Source organism: Clostridium sp. E02 (genome assembly GCF_003833015.1).
In the GTDB taxonomy this organism is placed as follows: Bacteria; Bacillota; Clostridia; order Lachnospirales; family Lachnospiraceae; genus Lacrimispora.
The window spans coordinates 153758-173258 of sequence record NZ_RJLQ01000008.1 but is presented as its reverse complement, the minus strand read 5'-3'; the positions used below and the strand labels follow the sequence as shown (position 1 = coordinate 173258).

The following is a 19501-nucleotide window of genomic DNA, read 5'->3' as shown; positions in this document are numbered from 1 at the left end:
AGCTTCTGCAAAGATCTGCTACCCTGGTCAGATAAGCTTCCGGCTAATTGCAGAAAATCATTGTAAAAACATGCCGCTCGTGGGAGCGGTTGTTTTTTTTTGCTGCACTCACTACGGAGCGTTTACGTTTAATAAAAAGGAGAGTATAGTGAAAACAAATTCTGATGATAATAAGTTAGAAATTGAAACTTCAATAAACGATGTTGAAAAAAAGTTGATAGTCATTTGGCAGGACGTGTTTAAGGCTGATGAAGTAACAATAAAGGATAATTTATTTGAACTTGGAGGAAATTCATTAAAAGTTGCTGCCCTTGTGTTAAGGATCCATATAGAAATGGAAGTAGAAATTCCGTTAAGTGAAATTTTTCATTTAACGACCATAGAGCAACAAGCGGAATACATCACTATGGCATCAAAGAGCAAGTATATATCCATTATGCCTATAAAAGAACAAGATTATTACGCTACGTCATCTGCACAAAAAAGAATGTATCTATTAAATAAACTTGAGGCAGAGTCTACAACATATAATATACCTAATGTATATGCCATAAAAGGTGAAATCGATAAAAAAAAGCTTGAATACACTTTTAATAAAATAGTAGAGAGGCATGATTCTTTACGGACTTTTTTTGAAGTAGTGAATGGAGAAATCGTTCAGCGGATTCATAAAGATACTAACTTTGTGATGGAATTCAAAGAACTAGAAGACACGCAAAGATCAGAAGAAATCATACAGGAATATATTAGTGAATTCATTCGTCCGTTTGAGTTAAGCCAATATCCACTTATAAGAGTATGTTTGGTGAGTATTCACGAGGGTGAGCATATTTTAATAATTGATATGCACCATATCATAGCGGACGGTACTTCAATGAAGATATTGCTACGTGAAATAACAGATATTTATGAAGAAAAGTGCCTAGATGCATTAAAAATACAGTATAAAGATTTTGCGGAATGGCAAAATAAGTTGTTTTTAAATGGGTTTATAAAGAGGCAAGAAACATATTGGTTAGAAACATTTGCGAAAGAATCTCCGTTGTTGAATATGCCAGTTGATTTTAAAAGACCTGCAATCAAAAGTTTTGAAGGTAACAGGATAGATTTTAGAATTGACTGTGAGTTGTCAGAAGGAATCAAAGAAATAGCGAAAAATACAAACTCAACGATCTATATGGTTTTGCTCGCAGCATTAAATGTCATACTATATAGATATACGGGACAAGAAGATATCGTTGTTGGTTCTCCTATATCAGGAAGAACTCATGAGGATGTTGAGGACATTATAGGAATGTTTGTTAATACTTTAGCTATGCGAAATTATCCTGCAGGAAGTAAAACATTCAAAAATTTTTTAATTGAGTTAAAAGAAAACACATTAAGAGCATACGAAAATCAAGATTATCAATTTGAAGAACTATTGTCAAAACTTGATGTAAAAAGGGATGTAAGTAGAAATCCCTTATTTGATGTTATGTTTGTAATGCGAAACTTAGAGACTAATCATATTGGATTACAAGGTTGTGAGATAAAACCATATGATTTTGAAAGTAAAATAGCTAAGTTCGACATTACGTTGATAGTAGTTGAAAATGTTGATGACATGTATTTTATTATTGAATACTGTACAGAGTTGTTTCAGAAAGAGACGATTGAAAGACTGGGTGAACATTTTACGAATCTTTTGTGGGCAATTATAAAGAACATAGATACAAGATTGAGCGAATTAGATATCTTAAGCGAAAAAGAAAGAGAAAGATTACTATTAAATTTTAACAAGACCCAAGTTGAGTATCCAACGGATAAAACAATACATGAATTATTTGAGGAACAGGTTAAAAGAAATCCAGATCATATAGCAGCAGTTTTTGGTGAGCAACAGTATACCTATAGTGAACTGAATAAAAAGGCAAATAGTTTAGCCAATGTTTTATGTGCAAATGGTGTTGGTCCGAATGTAATAGTAGGTATTATGGTAGAGCGATCCTTAGAAATGCTCACAGGTATCTTGGGAATACTCAAAGCAGGGGGTGCTTATCTGCCGATAGATCCTAACTATCCAATTGATAGGGTGAAGTTTATGATTAAGGATAGCAAGATAAATCTATTGTTGATCAAAGGAAAGTTAGAGCATGATATCAATAGGAATATTAATACCATCAATCTTGAAGAGGAAGATTTATTTTCCAAGGAATTGGATAATGTAGTTAACAGAACGCATCCAAATGATTTAGCCTATATCATATATACATCGGGAACAACAGGACGACCAAAAGGAGTATTAGTAAAGAATGTAGGAATTGTAAGTTTATCATTGTTTTTTAAGGAGATTATTAAGGTAACTGATCAAGACAGGATAATACAGTTCGCAAATATTTCATTTGATGCATCAGTATGGGAAATTTTTATGGCATTATTAACAGGGGCGCAGCTCCATATCCTTAAAAAGGATGTTATGAATGATTATAGTCAGTTTACTAATTATCTGAATCAAAAAAGCATAACAATAGCGACGTTACCACCACCTTATCTTATCAATATTAATCCAAATAGTGTAAAGTCTTTAAAAACATTGATTACGGCTGGTTCGCAGATTAGTACGGATCTATATCAGAAGTGGAAATCACATATCAGCTATATTAATGCATATGGACCAACAGAAGCTACAATCTGTGCAACGATATGGAGTTATAAAAATAATGATAATAACTCAATGGAATCTATTACGTCCATACCAATTGGAAAACCAATATACAATACTAAGATTTACATCATTGACAAATACAATCATATACAACCGATTGGGGTAGCAGGTGAATTGTGTATATCTGGAGTTGGGCTTGCTAAGGGATATTTAAACCGGCCTGAGCTTACTGCAGATAAATTTATAAAAAATCCATTTGTAGATAGTTGTGATGATAATAACTATCAACGGATGTATCGTACAGGTGATCTAGTAAGATGGTTGCCAGATGGGAATATAGAGTTCCTTGGAAGGATAGATCAACAGGTAAAGATAAGAGGCTTTCGAATCGAACTTGGTGAAATAGAAACAGTACTTTTAAAATATGCTAGTATAAAAGCAGTTGCAGTAATAGATAAAAAAGACCAAGAGAAAAATAAATACTTATGTGCATATTTTGTTGCTGATCAAGAAATACCGGTTTCCAAACTAAGAGAACATTTAGGAAAAGATTTACCAGATTACATGATGCCACAGTATTTCATCCAGATATCTCAAATTCCATTATCAAATAGTGGAAAGGTTTATAAAAAGTTTTTACCTGAACCAGATGGTACGATCTATACAGGAGTTGAGTATGAAGCTGCTGAAAATGATATCGAGAAGAATCTGGTTACTATATGGCAAGAGATATTGAATGCTAAAAGAATAGGAGTAAACGACAATTTCTTTCATATTGGAGGACATTCATTAAAAGCAGTATCCCTTGTGTCTGAGATCCATATGGAAATGGATGTAGAAATTCCATTAAGTAAAATTTTTCACCTAACAACAATAAAGAAACAAGCAGAATACATTAGTAGGGCTACGAAAAGTAAATATGTATCGATTGAACCTGTAAAGGAACGAGAATATTACTTTGCATCATCGGCACAAAAAAGGATGTATTTATTAAACAAACTTGATGGAGTGAGTATTACATATAATGTATCTGTGGTATATAACATAAAAGGCATTATTGATAGAGAAAAGCTTGAAAATACTTTTCAAGAAATAGTAAAGAGACATGATTCGTTTCGAACTTCGTTTGACGTAGTTAATGGAGAGATAGTTCAGCGGATACACAAAGATGCAAATTTTAAAATAGAAATAAAAGACTTAAAAGACTTTGCAATTTCTGAAGAAACATTACAGGGATATATAAGAGAATTCGTACGTCCGTTTAATTTAAGTGAATATCCACTTGTAAGGGCTTGTTTGGTAAATAAACAAGATCAAGAGCATATCTTAATGCTTGATATGCACCATATAATAACGGACGGTGCGTCGATGGGGATATTGCTTAATGAAATTGCAGACATTTATGAAGGGAAAAGTTTGGCTTCATTAAGAGTACAGTATAAAGATTTCTCGGAATGGCAAAATAAGCTTTTCAAAAATGAGTTAATAAAAAAACAAAAATCATATTGGTTAGAAGTTTTTAGTGGAGAAACTCCTTTGCTGAACATGCCAGTTGATTATAAAAGGCCTGCAATCAAGAGCTCTGAAGGTGACAGGATAGATTTTGAGATTGACAGAGATATGACAAAAGAATTAAAAAAGATAGCAGAAAACACAAACTCTACGATTTATATGGTATTACTTGCAGCATATAATGTGCTCTTGTATAAGTATACTGGACAAGAAGACATTGTTGTTGGCTCACCTATATCCGGAAGAACCCATACGGAGATTCAGAATGTTTTAGGCATGTTCGTAAATACACTTGCCCTTAGGAACTATCCTAAAGGAAGAAAGACATTTGAAGAATTTTTAATTGAGGTAAGGGAAAATGCGGTAAACGCATTTGAAAATCAAGATGTGCAGTTTGAGGAACTTATTGAGAAACTAGACATAAAGAGGGATAGGAGCAGAAACCCTCTGTTTGATACAATGTTTGTCATGCAGAATACGGATAATATGGTAATGGAAATAGAAGGGCTTAAGATTAGTTCCTATGGGATGGAAAACAAGGTATCGAAGTTTGACATAGCTTTAAATGCAGAGGAAAAAGAAGGAAGTATATGGTTTGCACTTAATTACTGTACAAAACTTTTCAAGAAGGAAACAATGGAAAGGTTTGCAGGACATTTTAAGAATATACTTAATGAGACAATTGGAGATCTTAAGGTAAAACTATCTGAAATAGAGATGCTATCAGAAGAAGAAAGCAGGCAGATATTATATGATTTTAATGATACTGAGACAGAGTATCCGAGGGATAAGACAATACATAAACTCTTTGAAGAGCAGGTAGAGAGAACCCCAGATAGTATTGCAGTGATTTTTGAAGATGAAAGCATAACATATGGGGAACTCAATAGAGAAGCCAATCAAGTTGCAAACTATCTTAAGGGCCAAGGAATAGGAGGACAAAAGCTGGTTGGTGTTATGGTGCGACGTAATATAAACACCATTGTTAATATTATTGGTATTCTAAAGGCTGAAGGAGCATATGTGCCTATCGATCCTGAATATCCTCAAGATAGAAGGGGATATATAATAAAAAACAGTAACTTGGATATTGTACTGGATGAAGAGTTAAATGAAAAAATCGAAAATTGTCCGGATAATAACAACGAGAATTCCAGTTCATCAAGTGATATCGCTTATGTGATATATACTTCTGGAAGTACAGGCAGACCCAAGGGAGTGGTGATTAGCCACAGATCTGCAGTTAATACAATAGTAGATATAAATAATAGGTTTAAAGTGTGTAAAGAGGATAGAATTATAGGGCTGTCATCCATGTGCTTTGATTTATCAGTATATGATATATTTGGAGCATTAATTTCAGGAGCAACTCTTGTAATGATCCCTGATTTGAGAGATGTAAAACACATATTAGATGTGTTGATTAAAAATAGAATAACTATATGGAATTCTGTACCGGCAGTGATGGATATGATTATTGAGTATATTGATGATAAATTTAGTAACGGGTATGAGAATAGATTGAGGCTAGTACTTTTAAGTGGAGACTGGATACCGGTAGTACTGCCAGATAAGATAAGGGATAGATTCACTGATTCACAAGTAATAAGCCTAGGCGGTGCGACTGAAGCATCTATATGGTCTATATATTACCCTATTAGAGAAGTGAAGGATGAATGGAAGAGCATACCATATGGGATGCCCCTAGCAAATCAGACATACTATGTACTTAATAAGCATTTAAAGCTTTGTCCTATAGGAGTAGAAGGAGAACTTTACATAGGAGGAGAGGGGGTTGCACAGGGGTATCAAAATGATGAAGAAAAGACAAGATATGCATTTATCAATCACCCTAATTTGGGGTATTTGTACAGAACAGGCGACTATGGAGTAATGCGCAATGAAGGGTATATAGAATTTATTGGAAGAAAAGACCAGCAGGTAAAAATAAGAGGGTACAGGATAGAGCTTGGAGAAATTGAAGCTTGTCTTGTGAAACATAGTGCAGTAAAGGGCGTGGTAGCAGTGGATTACACCCAGGCAAATGGGGAGAGATACTTATGTGCATATGTGGTACTGAATGAAGAAGTAAATCTAGATGTGCTTAAGGAATTTATGATTAATTCCGTACCATATTATATGGTACCGTCATGTATTATAAAGCTTGATAAAATGCCATTAACCAACAATGGGAAGATAGACAAAAAGGCATTGCCTGAACCAGATGGGATGATATATACAGGAGTTGCGTATGAGGCTCCAACAAACGACATTGAGAAGAAATTGGTTGCCATTTGGCAGGAAATATTAAGTATTAATAAAGTAGGAATAAACGATAAATTTTTTCATATTGGAGGACATTCATTAAAAGCAGTATCCCTTGTGTCCAAAATCCATAAGGAAATGAGCGTAGAAATTCCATTAAGTGAAATATTTCACCTAACAACAATAAAGAAACAAGCAGAATACATTAGTAAGGCTACAAAAAGTAAATATGTATCTATTGAGCCTGTAAAAGAACGGGAATATTATCTTGTATCATCGGCTCAAAAAAGGATGTATTTATTAAATCAACTTGATAAAGAGAATACTACTTATAATATTCCTTGTGTATATAAGATAAAAGGAAATATTAATAAAGAAAAGCTTAAACATATTTTTAAGGAAATCGTAAGGCGACATGACTCATTTCGGACTTCGTTTGAAGTAGTTGATGAAGATATCGTTCAACGTATTCATAAAGATGCAAACTTTAAAATGGAATTCAAAGAATTAGAAGACACGCAAAGATCGGGAGAAATCTTACAGGAATATATCTGTGAATTTATTCGTCCATTTGATTTAAGTGGTTACCCACTTGCAAGGGCATGTTTGGTAAATAACCAAGAAGAGCATATCTTAATGCTTGATATGCATCATATAATAGCGGACGGCGAGTCGATGAGGATATTGCTTAATGAAATAAAAGCCATATATGAAGGAAAAAGCTTGGCTGCGTTAAGAATACAGTATAAAGATTTCTCACAATGGCAAAACGAGATTTTTAAAAATGGATTAATTAAGAAACAGGAATCATATTGGTTAGAAGTTTTTAAAGGAGAAACTCCTTTGCTGAATATTCCAGTTGATTTTAGGAGGCCCGCAATCAAGAGCTCTGAAGGTGGCAGGATAGGTTTTGTGATTAATAGAGAGTTGACACAAGATCTTAAAAAGATAGCGGAAAGCACAAACGCTACGATGTATATGGTATTACTTGCAGCATATAATGTACTTTTGTATAAGTATACTGGTCAAGAAGATATCGTTGTTGGATCACCTATTTCGGGAAGAACCCACGAGGATATTCAAGATATAATTGGTATGTTTGTGAATACTCTGGCTATGAGAAATTATCCGGAAGGAAGGAAAACGTTCAAGGAATTTTTAATAGAGTTAAAAGAGAACGCATTGAATGCATACGAAAATCAAGATTACCAATTTGAAGAATTGCTGTCCAGACTTGAATTAAAAAGGGATGTGAGCAGAAATCCTTTATTCGATGTTATGTTTGTAATGAAAAACTTAGAAACCAAACATATTGGGTTTAAGGAATTTGATATTGAACCATATAGTTCTGAAAGTAAGATATCGAAGTTTGACCTTACCTTGATAGCAGGTGAAGAATCAGATGAATTACATTGTATCATAGAATACTGCACAAAGTTGTTCAAGAAAGAGACTATAGAGCGATTGAAAGTTCATTTGAAAAATCTTCTTGAAAGAATCGTAGAGAATGTTGATACAAGTTTGAGTGAACTTGATATCTTAGGGGAAGAAGAAAAGATAAAATTACTTTACGAATTTAACAAAAAACAAGAAGAAAAGCCAATTTTTACATCAATGCATGAGTTGTTTGAAGACCAAGTGAAGAGAACACCAGATCAGATAGCTGTAGTAATTGGCGAGCAGCAGGTAACGTATAGTGAGCTAAATCAAAAAGCAAATAGTTTGGCAAAATTCTTACGTGATAAGGGTGTTGGTTCGAATGTGATAGTCGGTATCATGGTAGAGCGATCTTTGGAAATGATCATAGGTATTATAGGAACACTCAAAGCAGGTGGAGCTTATTTACCGATAGATCCAAACTATCCTATCGATAGAGTGGACTTTATGATTCAAGATAGTAAGATAAATAGCTTGTTGATCAAAGGGCAATTCATAGGTAAGTTGAGTGATGATATTCCTACAATAAATCTAGAAAATAAGGATCTATATAACAAGAGTTCTGACAACTTATTGAGCAGAAATTCTCCTGATGATTTAGCGTATATCATATACACATCGGGTACTACAGGTAGACCGAAGGGGGTCTTGATTAGACACAGATCCTTGTCAAATACGATACAGTGGAGAAAGAAAGAATATGGTTTTTCTAGTAAAGATACAATACTGCAATTATTCTCATTCTGTTTTGATGGTTTTGTTACAAGCTTTTATTCACCATTAATATCTGGTGCTACTAATGTATTTGTGGATGATGATGATTTAAAAGATCCTAAAATAATTGTAAATGATTTGATAAGATATCATATTACTCACTTTATAACAATTCCTTCTTTATATTCAGTAATTCTTGAGAATATTGAGAATCAAGAATTATTGAGTTTACGTAGTATAACGCTTGCGGGAGAAAGATTGACACGAAATATAGTGAGTATAAGCAAACGAAAATGTCCAAATACAGAAATAGTAAATGAGTATGGTCCAACAGAAAACTGTGTAGTAACAACGGTATTTAGACATATCGAAGAGAACAAAATAAATCCAATTGGAAAGCCGATCCAAAATTCTAAGGTTTATATAATTGATAAGTACAGTCATTTACAACCGATTGGTGTAGCTGGAGAACTGTGTGTATCTGGAATTGGTCTCGCAAAAGGATATTTAAATCGACCTGAGCTTACTATGGAAAAATTCGTTGATAATCCGTATGCAAGTAGTGATGATCCTATATACAAACAAATGTATCATACAGGTGATTTAGCAAGATGGCTGCCAGATGGTAATATAGAGTTCCTTGGAAGGATAGATCAACAGGTAAAGATAAGAGGATTTAGAATAGAACTTGGGGAAATAGAATCTGTACTCGTAAGGTATGAGGGTATAAATGAGGCTATTGTAATAGATAAAAAGGATCGTAAAGGTAATAAATACTTATGTGCATACTTTGTTTCTGATTATGATATACCAAGTTCCAAACTAAGATACCACTTAAGAAAAGAATTACCAGATTATATGATGCCACAATATTTCATCCATATATATCAAATTCCATTATCGAGCAATGGAAAAATGGACAGAAAGGCATTGCCTGAACCGGGTGGGTTGATCTATACAGGAGTTGAATATGAAGCTCCTGCAAATGATATCGAGAAGGAGATGGTTTTTATCTGGAAGGAGGTATTATGCATTAAAAAAGTGGGAGTAAATGAATCTTTTTTTGAAGTCGGAGGAAATTCTCTTAGTATTGTACAAGTTCATAAGTATATTGAGATGAGATATCCCGGAGTTATTAAAGTTACAGATTTGTTTACATATCATTCAATCAAAGGACTTGCAACATTTATACAAGAAAAATGTAGTAACCAGGTTAATAAAGACATTGCAACGGTTATGTTTCCAGTTAAGTACTTAGACCGTAACGCTTTACATTTCTCTTACATGACATACAGTTTTTCAATGGACCATGAAATTATAAGAAAGATAAAATTAGTAGTTAAAAAAGAAAATGTTGAACTATCGGATGTGTTCCTCGGTATTTTTATGTATTTATTAGCTGATATTACAGATCAAGAGAAAATTGGAATAAACGTATTACTAAATACAAATTCTTTCTTTGCAACTATACATGTTGATTTTAGAAATATAGATAGTATAGAAGAATTAATAGGATTTATTAATCAGTATAATTATGAATTTCAAAGTTTGGCGGAATTAAGAGATATTAAGACAGTAGAAAGTTTTGATGATACTTATTTCCCTGTGATTCCATTGTTTGTTAAGAAAGTAGGTAATAAAGAAGAATTAATGGAACATTTTCATATGATTGTTGAGTTTGAAAGTTCTGAAGATGAAATAAAGATGAGATGCAATATCAGTAGAAAAATTCTAAAAGTAGAAAGTGATCGTATTGTTAATAAATATTTAAAACTTATAGAAACATATGCATTGGATTACAAAGATCTATAAGTTAAGGAAAGGATAATATGAATATTTTGTTTTCATTTTATAAGGTTGAAATATGAAGAAACTAATAAACTTAAAGTCTGAAGAATCAGAGACTATAAATAATAATTCTATAGCAGTTGAAGATGACATTATAAGAGATATCGCGATTATAGGAGTGTCGGCAAAATTACCTATGGCTGAAAACGCTCAGGAATTTTGGGATAATATTAGGAACGGATGTGACTGTGTCAGCAAACTACCAAACGATAGAAAAAAAGATTTAGACGACTTAATTGCTGGACTTAAGATATCTGATGTTGAATATAGAAAACTAGCTTATGTTTCTAATATTGATAAGTTCGATTTCGGGTTCTTTGGTATTTCACATAGAGAGGCAAGTCTTATGGATCCCAATCAACGAATATTTCTAGAAACAGTATGGGGTGCAATAGAAGATTCTGGCTATGGAGGTAATAATCTGATAGGAAGTCGTACAGGTGTTTTTTTAGGATATGGTTCAGATTCAGAATATCAAATGTTTGTAAACACGTTTGAGCCTTCTTATACATCAGTTTCACTCATCGGCAATATTGCGCCGAATATTGCCAGTAGAATTTCTTATATTATGAACTTTAAAGGACCTAATTTACTAATTAATACTACTTGTTCTTCCGCACTCGTAGCGCTACATATTGCATGTCAATCACTAAAGAACCGGGAATGCAGTCAAGCAGTAGTGGGAGGAATTAAACTTATCTTACTTCCAATAAAAAAGAATGGAGATATGGGAGTTCAATCTTCGGATGGAAAAACTAGAACTTTTGATGACAACTCAGATGGAATGGGTTCAGGGGAAGGTTCGGTTGCTGTTATATTAAAACCATTAGAAAAAGCACTAAAAGACAGAGATCATGTATATGCCATAATTAAAGGAAGTGCCGTAAATCATGATGGTAATTCAATCAGTATGGCGGCTCCAAATCCAGCTGCTCAAGAAGATGTAATTGTAAGAGCATGGAAGGATGCAAATATAGATCCGAATACGATATCTTATATTGAAGCGCATGGAACTGGTACAAAACTAGGTGATCCTATTGAAATTGAAGGTATCCAAAAAGCATTTAGCAGATATACTGACAAAAAACAATTTTGTGCAATAGGCTCCGTAAAATCCAATATTAATCATCTAGATAGTGTTTCTGGATTAGTTGGTTTGTTAAAAACTGTATTTTCATTAAAAAATAAGGAGATACCTCAAACAATTCATTTTAAAACACCAAATCGAAACATAGATTTTGCAAATAGTCCAGTCTATGTTAACAATCAATTGCGTCCATGGAAAGTTACAAAGTTTCCTAGAAGGTGTGGAGTAAGTTCCTTTGGTATGAGTGGAACTAATTGTCATGTTGTACTAGAAGAAGCACCCTCACCTAATATATGTAGTGCTGAAAGTAATTACCATATATTAGCTTTATCAGCAAAGAGTAAAAATTCATTAAAAGAGCTAGTAGCATGTTACATTGATTTCTTGAAAAGGAATCCAACTGTTGATATAAGAAATTTATGTTTTACTGCAAATACTGGAAGAGGGCATTATAATCATCGAATTGCAATTATCGCTACTGATATAACAAACTTATTGACGAATTTGCAAGTGATTTACGATTCTGATTTAGAACAGTTCTTACTTAATGATATTTATTGTGGTGAAGTTAAGAAAAATTCCGATTGTATGATAGACTCTAACGATATTACTAAGATAGCCTCATACGATGGTCATAATCAAGATTACATGAATGAGTTGGGTCATCTCTATATAGCAGGTGTAAAAATCAATTGGGATGAAATTTACAGCGGTGAAAAGTTCTATAAGTTAAGTTTACCAACTTATTGTTTTGAAAAAACGAGGTGTTGGCTAGACATACATAATAAGATAAGTAACATAAAAAATAATGTAAATAATGACGTAAATGATATGTTTTATGAAGCAAATTGGATACAAAAAGAAGTAGATAAGATTACAGATCGATTTACCTGTGGTAGCATTCTTATGTTTCATGACGGTAATAATAAACAAAAAGAAATTGCACAGAAATTGAAAAATTATGGTTTTTATGTAAAAGAAATTCTGGGCAGCAGAGATAAAGATATCGTTAGCTTAGTAGATATTTTAAAAACATGGAAAGATGAAAAAATACAGGTACTCCATTGTACGACAATAAAAGAAAATCGGAATGAGACTAATAGTATTAGAGAACTAGAAGATAACTTAGATAAAGGCGTATATAGTTTACAAAGAATATTAGTACAGATAAGTCACTTGAAACAAAAGATAGATTTAGTCTTAATTTCTGAATATGCTTATCATATTACAAAAAGGGAGAAGTGTATGATTCCGGAGAATGCAGTATTGTTTGGATTCGGAAAAAATATACATAATGAAGATCATAATATTACGTGTCGATGTATCGATGTTGATGAAGATACAACAATAGACAATGTTATAAATGAAATTCTAGCAAAAAATAATGATTATAGCGTGGCTTATCGAGAGAATAAAAGATATGTTGAAGAAATTCAAAGATCTAATATGGATTTATATAAACAAGGAAACATAAAGATAAAGGAAAATGGAGTTTATGTTGTCACAGGTGGTTTAGGGAATGTTGGTATGGAAGTCTGTAAATATATTTCATCTAAAAATCATGCAAACATTATGATAATAAATAGATCTGGTTTTTTAGATAAAAGTTTATGGGATAAAGTCAATGATGAGGACAATGAAAAATTAGTAAAACAAATAAAAACATATAGAGAGCTGGAGAAAAATGGTAGCAATATCGAGATTTATACAGGTGATATTACAAAAGAGGATGAATTAAAAGTAATTCTTGATAAGATACATAAAAGACACGGAATGATACATGGGATTTTTCATTGTGCTGCAATTGGAGTTGGTAAAAGAGGCTTAAGAATTATAGATGAAGAACCTCAAAAGCTTAATTATACGATGGGACCGAAAATCCAGGGTACTTGGCTTCTTGATAAACTTACACAAGACGATAAATTAGACTTTCTTGTACTCTTTTCATCTGCAATCACGCTTATGGGTGGCAACAGAGCGGCGGCTTATGTTGCTAGCAATACATATCTTGATTCGTATGCATATTATGGTGAAGAAAAAGGAAACAAAATAATCACGATTGATTGGCCAACATGGAGTGATATCGCATTATCGTCAGTCAACGATAATCATTTATTTTTGCCTTTTGTAACCAAAGATGCTATCGAAATACTTGATAAAGCTTTAAACACAAATATGATTCGATGTATTGTTGGTAAGATGAACTCAAAGAGTGATTTATTCTTGTTAGGTGAAAAATTACCTTTTAAGCTATCACATGAGCTGAAGGAAGAAATTAATGCTAATAAAGTGGAAGAACAGAGTAAGAATATTAATATTACGATTAAAGGCAGAGAAGATGGTAATTATTCAAAAACGGAACAAATTGTTGCCAATGTCATCGGAAATGTATTAGCAGTTAATGAAATAGATATTAATGAAAGCTTTTTTGATCTAGGTGGAAGCTCTATTACATCAATTAAAATAGAGGCTGATTTTGAAAGTCTTGGAATACCATTTGAAAGTAGTGATATATATGACTATAATACAGTAGCAGAAATTGCTCGATTTGTTAAAGGAGTAACTCTAGAAAAAGATAAAGAGAGACTTACTATCGATAAAAAGTCTGAGTCGAATCAAACTAAACATTCAGGAACAAGCAGTGATATAAAGTATAAAATAGATAATTTAAAGGGTAATTATGGCATATTCTACAAGAGTTGTTTTTATAATTCCTTATTCCCAATCATTGATCATTTTAATAAAGATATTACTGCATTTTTATCAAATGATATCATAACGTATGAATACCTATTGAATGAACAAGATACGAATATATTAGATATAAATTACACAGAAATAAACTCATTTGAACAATTAATTGATACCATTGGTTTAAAATTTACAGCTCATTATTATGTTAGTAATGTTGAACAAGATATTATTCGTTCCATATCGAATAAAAAACCAGTTCTGCTATATGTAGATTGTTACTACGCCTCTATACGAGAGGATTGTTTTAATAAAAATCATTTAGCTCATACATGGCTTATTAAGGGGGTCGACAGTGTGAGTAAAACATTTCATATTATTGAACATCAATCACATGATAGCTTAAAATATACCGAAAAGATGGTTGGATATCAGGAACTAGTCAATGCTTATATAGGTTTTAATGATTATTACAACATGGATGAAACACAGTATAGTTATTACGAGTTTTCTCCCAAGTTAAATGATAGTTTGCTAGAAACCAAGGATTATAGATACACATTTGTGCAAAACATGATTCATAATAAATCTATGGTAAATAATGGTTTAAAGAAACTAGAACAATTTGCGAAAGATTATCCAGGTTTTATCTCAGATGAGATACAATACAAGAAAAGTGCCGACATATTATTCGATTCAATTAACCATATAATCAATGCGAAAAAAATAGAAGAGTTTAGATGGTTGAGATTATTTGGTGACAAACAAGATGATTTAGTCAGTTTGATTAAAGATATTATTATATCGTGGAATAAGATACGAGTTAAAATTGGAAAATGTAATTACACTTCAATTTATAGGAAAGATACATTGGCTACTACGATTAAGGAAATGAAACGAATCGTTACGCTAGAAAATGATTTTTTTAATAAGCAGTTTTCTATAATTGAAAATATAAAAATAAAGTAATTGAGTAATCAAGAGAAGGGAGCGTTTTTATGTTAGTATTGGGTTTATCAGGTGGTCCATCGTTAGTGTTTGAAAGCAAGTTAGATGTAGGAACTGTAATGTTTCATGATGCAGCAGCTGTACTTTTGAAAGATGGTGAAGTATTATCTGCAATTGAGGAGGAACGCCGTAGTAGAATAAAACATACCAATAAAGCACCAGTACATGCAGTTAAAGATTGCCTAGAGAACAATGGTTTACACTTAAGTGACATTGATAAGATTGCTATCTATTTTGAACATAGTACCTATGATATTATGAAATATGACTTACAAGAGGAGTATTTCGATGATTACCGCGACTACATAAATCGATATTTGCAATTTCAATTAAATGAAACAATTGACAAAGACAAGATTTTCTTTGTGTCACACCATCTAGCACATGCGGAAAGTGCTTACCGAATGTCTGGTTTTGAAGATGCTCTAGTAGTAACTTTAGATGGAGCTGGTGATGATTCGGCAGGAGTGGTTTTAAGTCGAAAAGGGGAAAAATCAGAGTTATTATACAAAATTCCTATAGCGGATAGTCTTGGCTTTTTTTATCTAGATGTTACGAAGTTCTTGGGATATGATTTATTTGATGAATACAAAGTAATGGGACTAGCTCCATATGGCAATGCAGCAAAGTATAGAAGAATGTTTAAAAAGTTCTATACTCTATTTCCAGACGGAAAATTTACTTTGAAACATAACCATATACCATTATTGCATACGATTACAAAACCAAGACAAAAAAATGAGATTTTTTCTCAAGTTCATAAAGATATTGCGGCTGCATTACAAGAGACATTAGAAACAATTGTATTACATATATTGTCATGCTATCAAAAAACTACTGGACAGAAAAATCTTTGTTTCGCAGGAGGAGTTGCACATAACTGTTCAAGTAATGGGAAGATTGTATATTCTAACATGTTTGATTCAGTTTTTGTTCAACCTGCATCACATGATGCTGGTTGTGCATTAGGCGCAGCTTTATATGTAAGCGAACCCAAAAAATCGGTTGCGCTAAAACATGTTTATTGGGGATTGGATATTGGAGCCGATAAAAAAATAGAAAAAGAATTAGAGTGTTGGAGCCCATACATATCGTATAAATATATGAATGATAAATCGAAAAAAGTAGCATCTCTATTATCATCAGGTGGTATTATTGGTTGGGTACAAGGCTGTTCTGAGTTTGGTCCAAGGGCACTGGGAAACAGGAGCATTTTAGCAGATCCAAGACCAACTGAAAATAAAGATATTATTAACTTAATGGTAAAAAAAAGAGAAGCATATCGACCATTTGCTCCTGCTATTATGCTTGAATACATAAATGAATTTTTTGATTGTCCTAAAACAAAAAGCAATTATTCTTTTATGAATTATGTCATCAATGTAAAAGAAGAAAAACGGATTGGTCTTGGTGCAATTACACATATTGATGGTACTGCAAGATTACAAACAGTAAATAAAGAAACAAATCTAGTATTTTGGAATTTGTTGAATGAATTCTATAAGAATACAGGTGTACCAATTTTATTAAATACCTCATTTAATAATTTTGCTGAGCCAATTGTAGATTCTGTTTTAGATGCAATCGTTTGTTTCCTTACAACAAGTTTGCATTATCTAGTTATTGGTAATTACTTGATTACTAGGAATGATATTTCTATGAATCAGTTAGAAGAATTGAGAATAAGCATACCTACACATGTTGAGTTAGCACAATTCTGTAAATATACATCATACAATGATGTAAGGACAGAATACTTGGTTAGACCTAATTACAACTATTCTTATACGCAAAAGATATCTCAAGAGACATCGTTATTATTAAATACAATTGGAAATAAAGAAATAAAATTAAAAGACTTATTTGAACAATCTGATCACACGATTAATCAAGCTGTTGTGTGGGAAGATATAAAGAAATTATGGGAGAGACGACTTGTTATTTTAAGACCATAATGTTAAAAACAATAAGTTGCAAAGGGAAGATAAGATGAGCGATAAAATTATGAATGAAAATTTAGATAGATATGGTGGATTTGCCGATTTATACAATTTGAATAGACCTGTTCCTCCGATAATTATCACAGATATCATACAGATGTATTCATCTACAAAACCTCGGCTAGTGGTGGATATTGGTAGTGGCACGGGACTTTCAACGTTCATTTGGAAGCACATAGCACCAAAGGTAGTAGGAATAGAGCCTGATGATAATATGAGAAAAACTGCTGAAAGTAGTGTGAAATCAGATAATATTACGTTTCAAAAAGGTTTTTCTAATGATACTGGTTTGATTTCTGAAACTGTTGATGTTGTTACGATTTCACAAGCACTTCACTGGATGGACATTGATAGCACTTTTGATGAGGTATATAGGATACTTGGCACAGATGGGGTATTTGCAGTTTATGACTGTGCGCCACCATCAGTCGATTGGATTGTCGAGAAGGAATTTAATTTATTACGAGCAAAATGTGACCGCATTGCCTTAAGAAAGGAAAAACCGTCAAATCGTAATAATAAAAGTACCCGTATTGATACGTTCCGTGTTTATGGTAAATTCATATTTGTGAAAGAAATCACTTGTCATAGTGTTGAGACCTGCACGCGTGAGCGACTGCTTGGTATTGTAATGACCCAAGGAAATATACAACAGGCATTAAAAATGGATAGTTCAATACAAACAGCTATTGATAAATTCTATGATGTTGTGAAATCTAGATGTAAAGAAAAATTTGATATCGTATTTTCTTACAATCTTAGAATAGCCATTAAATAGGAGCTTACAACATAGTACATACTGTATTACTGTTGTAGTCGGACTAAGGAGGAAACACCATGCCAATTACTGAGTTGGGTCGTGAAAAGGCTGACGAACTGAAAATACTTCCAGAACGATTTGATTTGCTGGAGAAAAAACTTATACAGTTTGTAGAAGAGGGATATGAGCAGTGTATCGAGACAAAAATCATGAGATATGGACAATCCATATTTGAAGGGGCATATGGCTTATCAAAACCGGGTGATTGTACATCGAATCAGAAGCAGGATATGATTTTTCCAGTATGTTCAATTACAAAACCAATCATTGCAGCATTGATTATGCAGTTGCATGAGGACGGCGAGATTGACATAACACATAATGTTGAGGAATATGTTCCAGAGTTTCAGTGTTTTAATGAGAATCATGCAAAAACTGAAAACGAGAAAATTAAGATATGGCATTTGTTAACACATACGAGTGGATTGCAGGATGATGAAATAGATCGGGATGTAAGAGGTTATTTGAAGAGCGAGCTAAAAATAGATGTTCCTAAGGAAGGTGCATTTATGAAAGAACTGATTCATGCTTCTAAGATACTAAAGTTACCTGTAAAGAGGGATAGAGCGCCGATTGATACTTGGAATTACTTAGCCTTGAGGATAACGCCTGTGAGATCATCTAGAGAAGTTATGATGTATTGTAACTATAATTATGAACTTTGCAAAGAAATTATAATCAGAGCTTATGGAAAGTCTATAAATGAAGTTGCAAATGAGAAACTATTCAATCCACTTCGTATGAAAGATAGTCATTTTATCCTACCGAAAGAGAAGTGGGATAGGATGGCGCGACGTGGAAAAGAATATGAAGGATATCCTATATTAAACAGTCCAGAGTGGTTTAATAACGACGGGGGTTCAGGTGGACTAAAAACAACAGTTAATGATATAATCCGTTTTTGTGAAATGATAAGGCAGGAAGGTGAATTTAATGGAGTACGTGTCCTATCACCTTTTACTGTTAGGACAATGAGGCAAAATTTTAATGGAGATATGCCTGGTAATCTTGATGCCCGGACACTTGGTTTTAATTATCGTGGTACTAAATTAGATGACTTTAGCATAATGAGGTCCGCTTCTACAATTGATCATATAGCGTTTGGGGGTGCTAGGATATTCATAGATGTTGAAAATGGGTTAAGCTGTGCATTTTTTGGTGTGCTCGCAAATGATAAAAAGAATCCATTTGATAAGTTTTCCAATATAGTTTATTCCGCTTTAACAGATTAAATGGGTAGAAAAACCCTATCACCTAATTTTGTCAAAATTACCAAAATCCAAACAAAAGGAGATATTAGGAGAATAAAAGTTCATAAAATACTTGACATATGAAATAATTGGAAGTATTCTAATTAATGTGAAAGTAATCAACAACATTCAAAGAAAGGAGGCAGAGATTATGATTCGTATTCGATCATTTAAAGAAAAAGATTTAAACACTGTTTTATTTTGTTGTTATTCAGTCTGCCT

General features: G+C 32.8%; 5 protein-coding genes. All 5 read left to right on the top strand.

Going from position 1 to position 19501, the window contains the following annotated elements; all coding sequences use genetic code 11:
• The first annotated feature begins 148 nt into the window (after positions 1 to 148).
• The 5 genes from EFT72_RS07945 to EFT72_RS07925 are packed head-to-tail and all read left to right on the top strand — an operon-like array spanning position 149 to position 19261.
• The gene (locus EFT72_RS07945; protein ID WP_164473115.1) at positions 149 to 10387 is read left to right on the top strand and encodes a non-ribosomal peptide synthetase; all 10239 of its coding nucleotides are present in this window, start codon (positions 149 to 151) and stop codon (positions 10385 to 10387) included.
• A 52-nt stretch (positions 10388 to 10439) separates the two neighbouring features.
• A complete protein-coding gene (locus EFT72_RS07940) occupies positions 10440 to 15170 on the top strand; it encodes a beta-ketoacyl synthase N-terminal-like domain-containing protein (RefSeq protein WP_124066374.1) in 4731 nt (1576 codons plus the stop codon).
• 29 nt (positions 15171 to 15199) lie between these two features.
• Positions 15200 to 17164, top strand: a complete 1965-nt coding sequence (locus tag EFT72_RS07935) for a carbamoyltransferase C-terminal domain-containing protein (RefSeq protein WP_124066373.1) — start codon at positions 15200 to 15202, stop codon at positions 17162 to 17164.
• Positions 17165 to 17198: 34 nt separating this feature from the next.
• The gene (locus EFT72_RS07930) at positions 17199 to 17987 is read left to right on the top strand and encodes a class I SAM-dependent methyltransferase (protein WP_124066372.1); all 789 of its coding nucleotides are present in this window, start codon (positions 17199 to 17201) and stop codon (positions 17985 to 17987) included.
• Between the two features lie 59 nt (positions 17988 to 18046).
• On the top strand, positions 18047 to 19261 hold the full coding sequence (locus EFT72_RS07925) for a serine hydrolase domain-containing protein (protein WP_124066371.1): 1215 nt from the start codon (positions 18047 to 18049) through the stop codon (positions 19259 to 19261).
• Positions 19262 to 19501 lie beyond the last annotated feature (240 nt).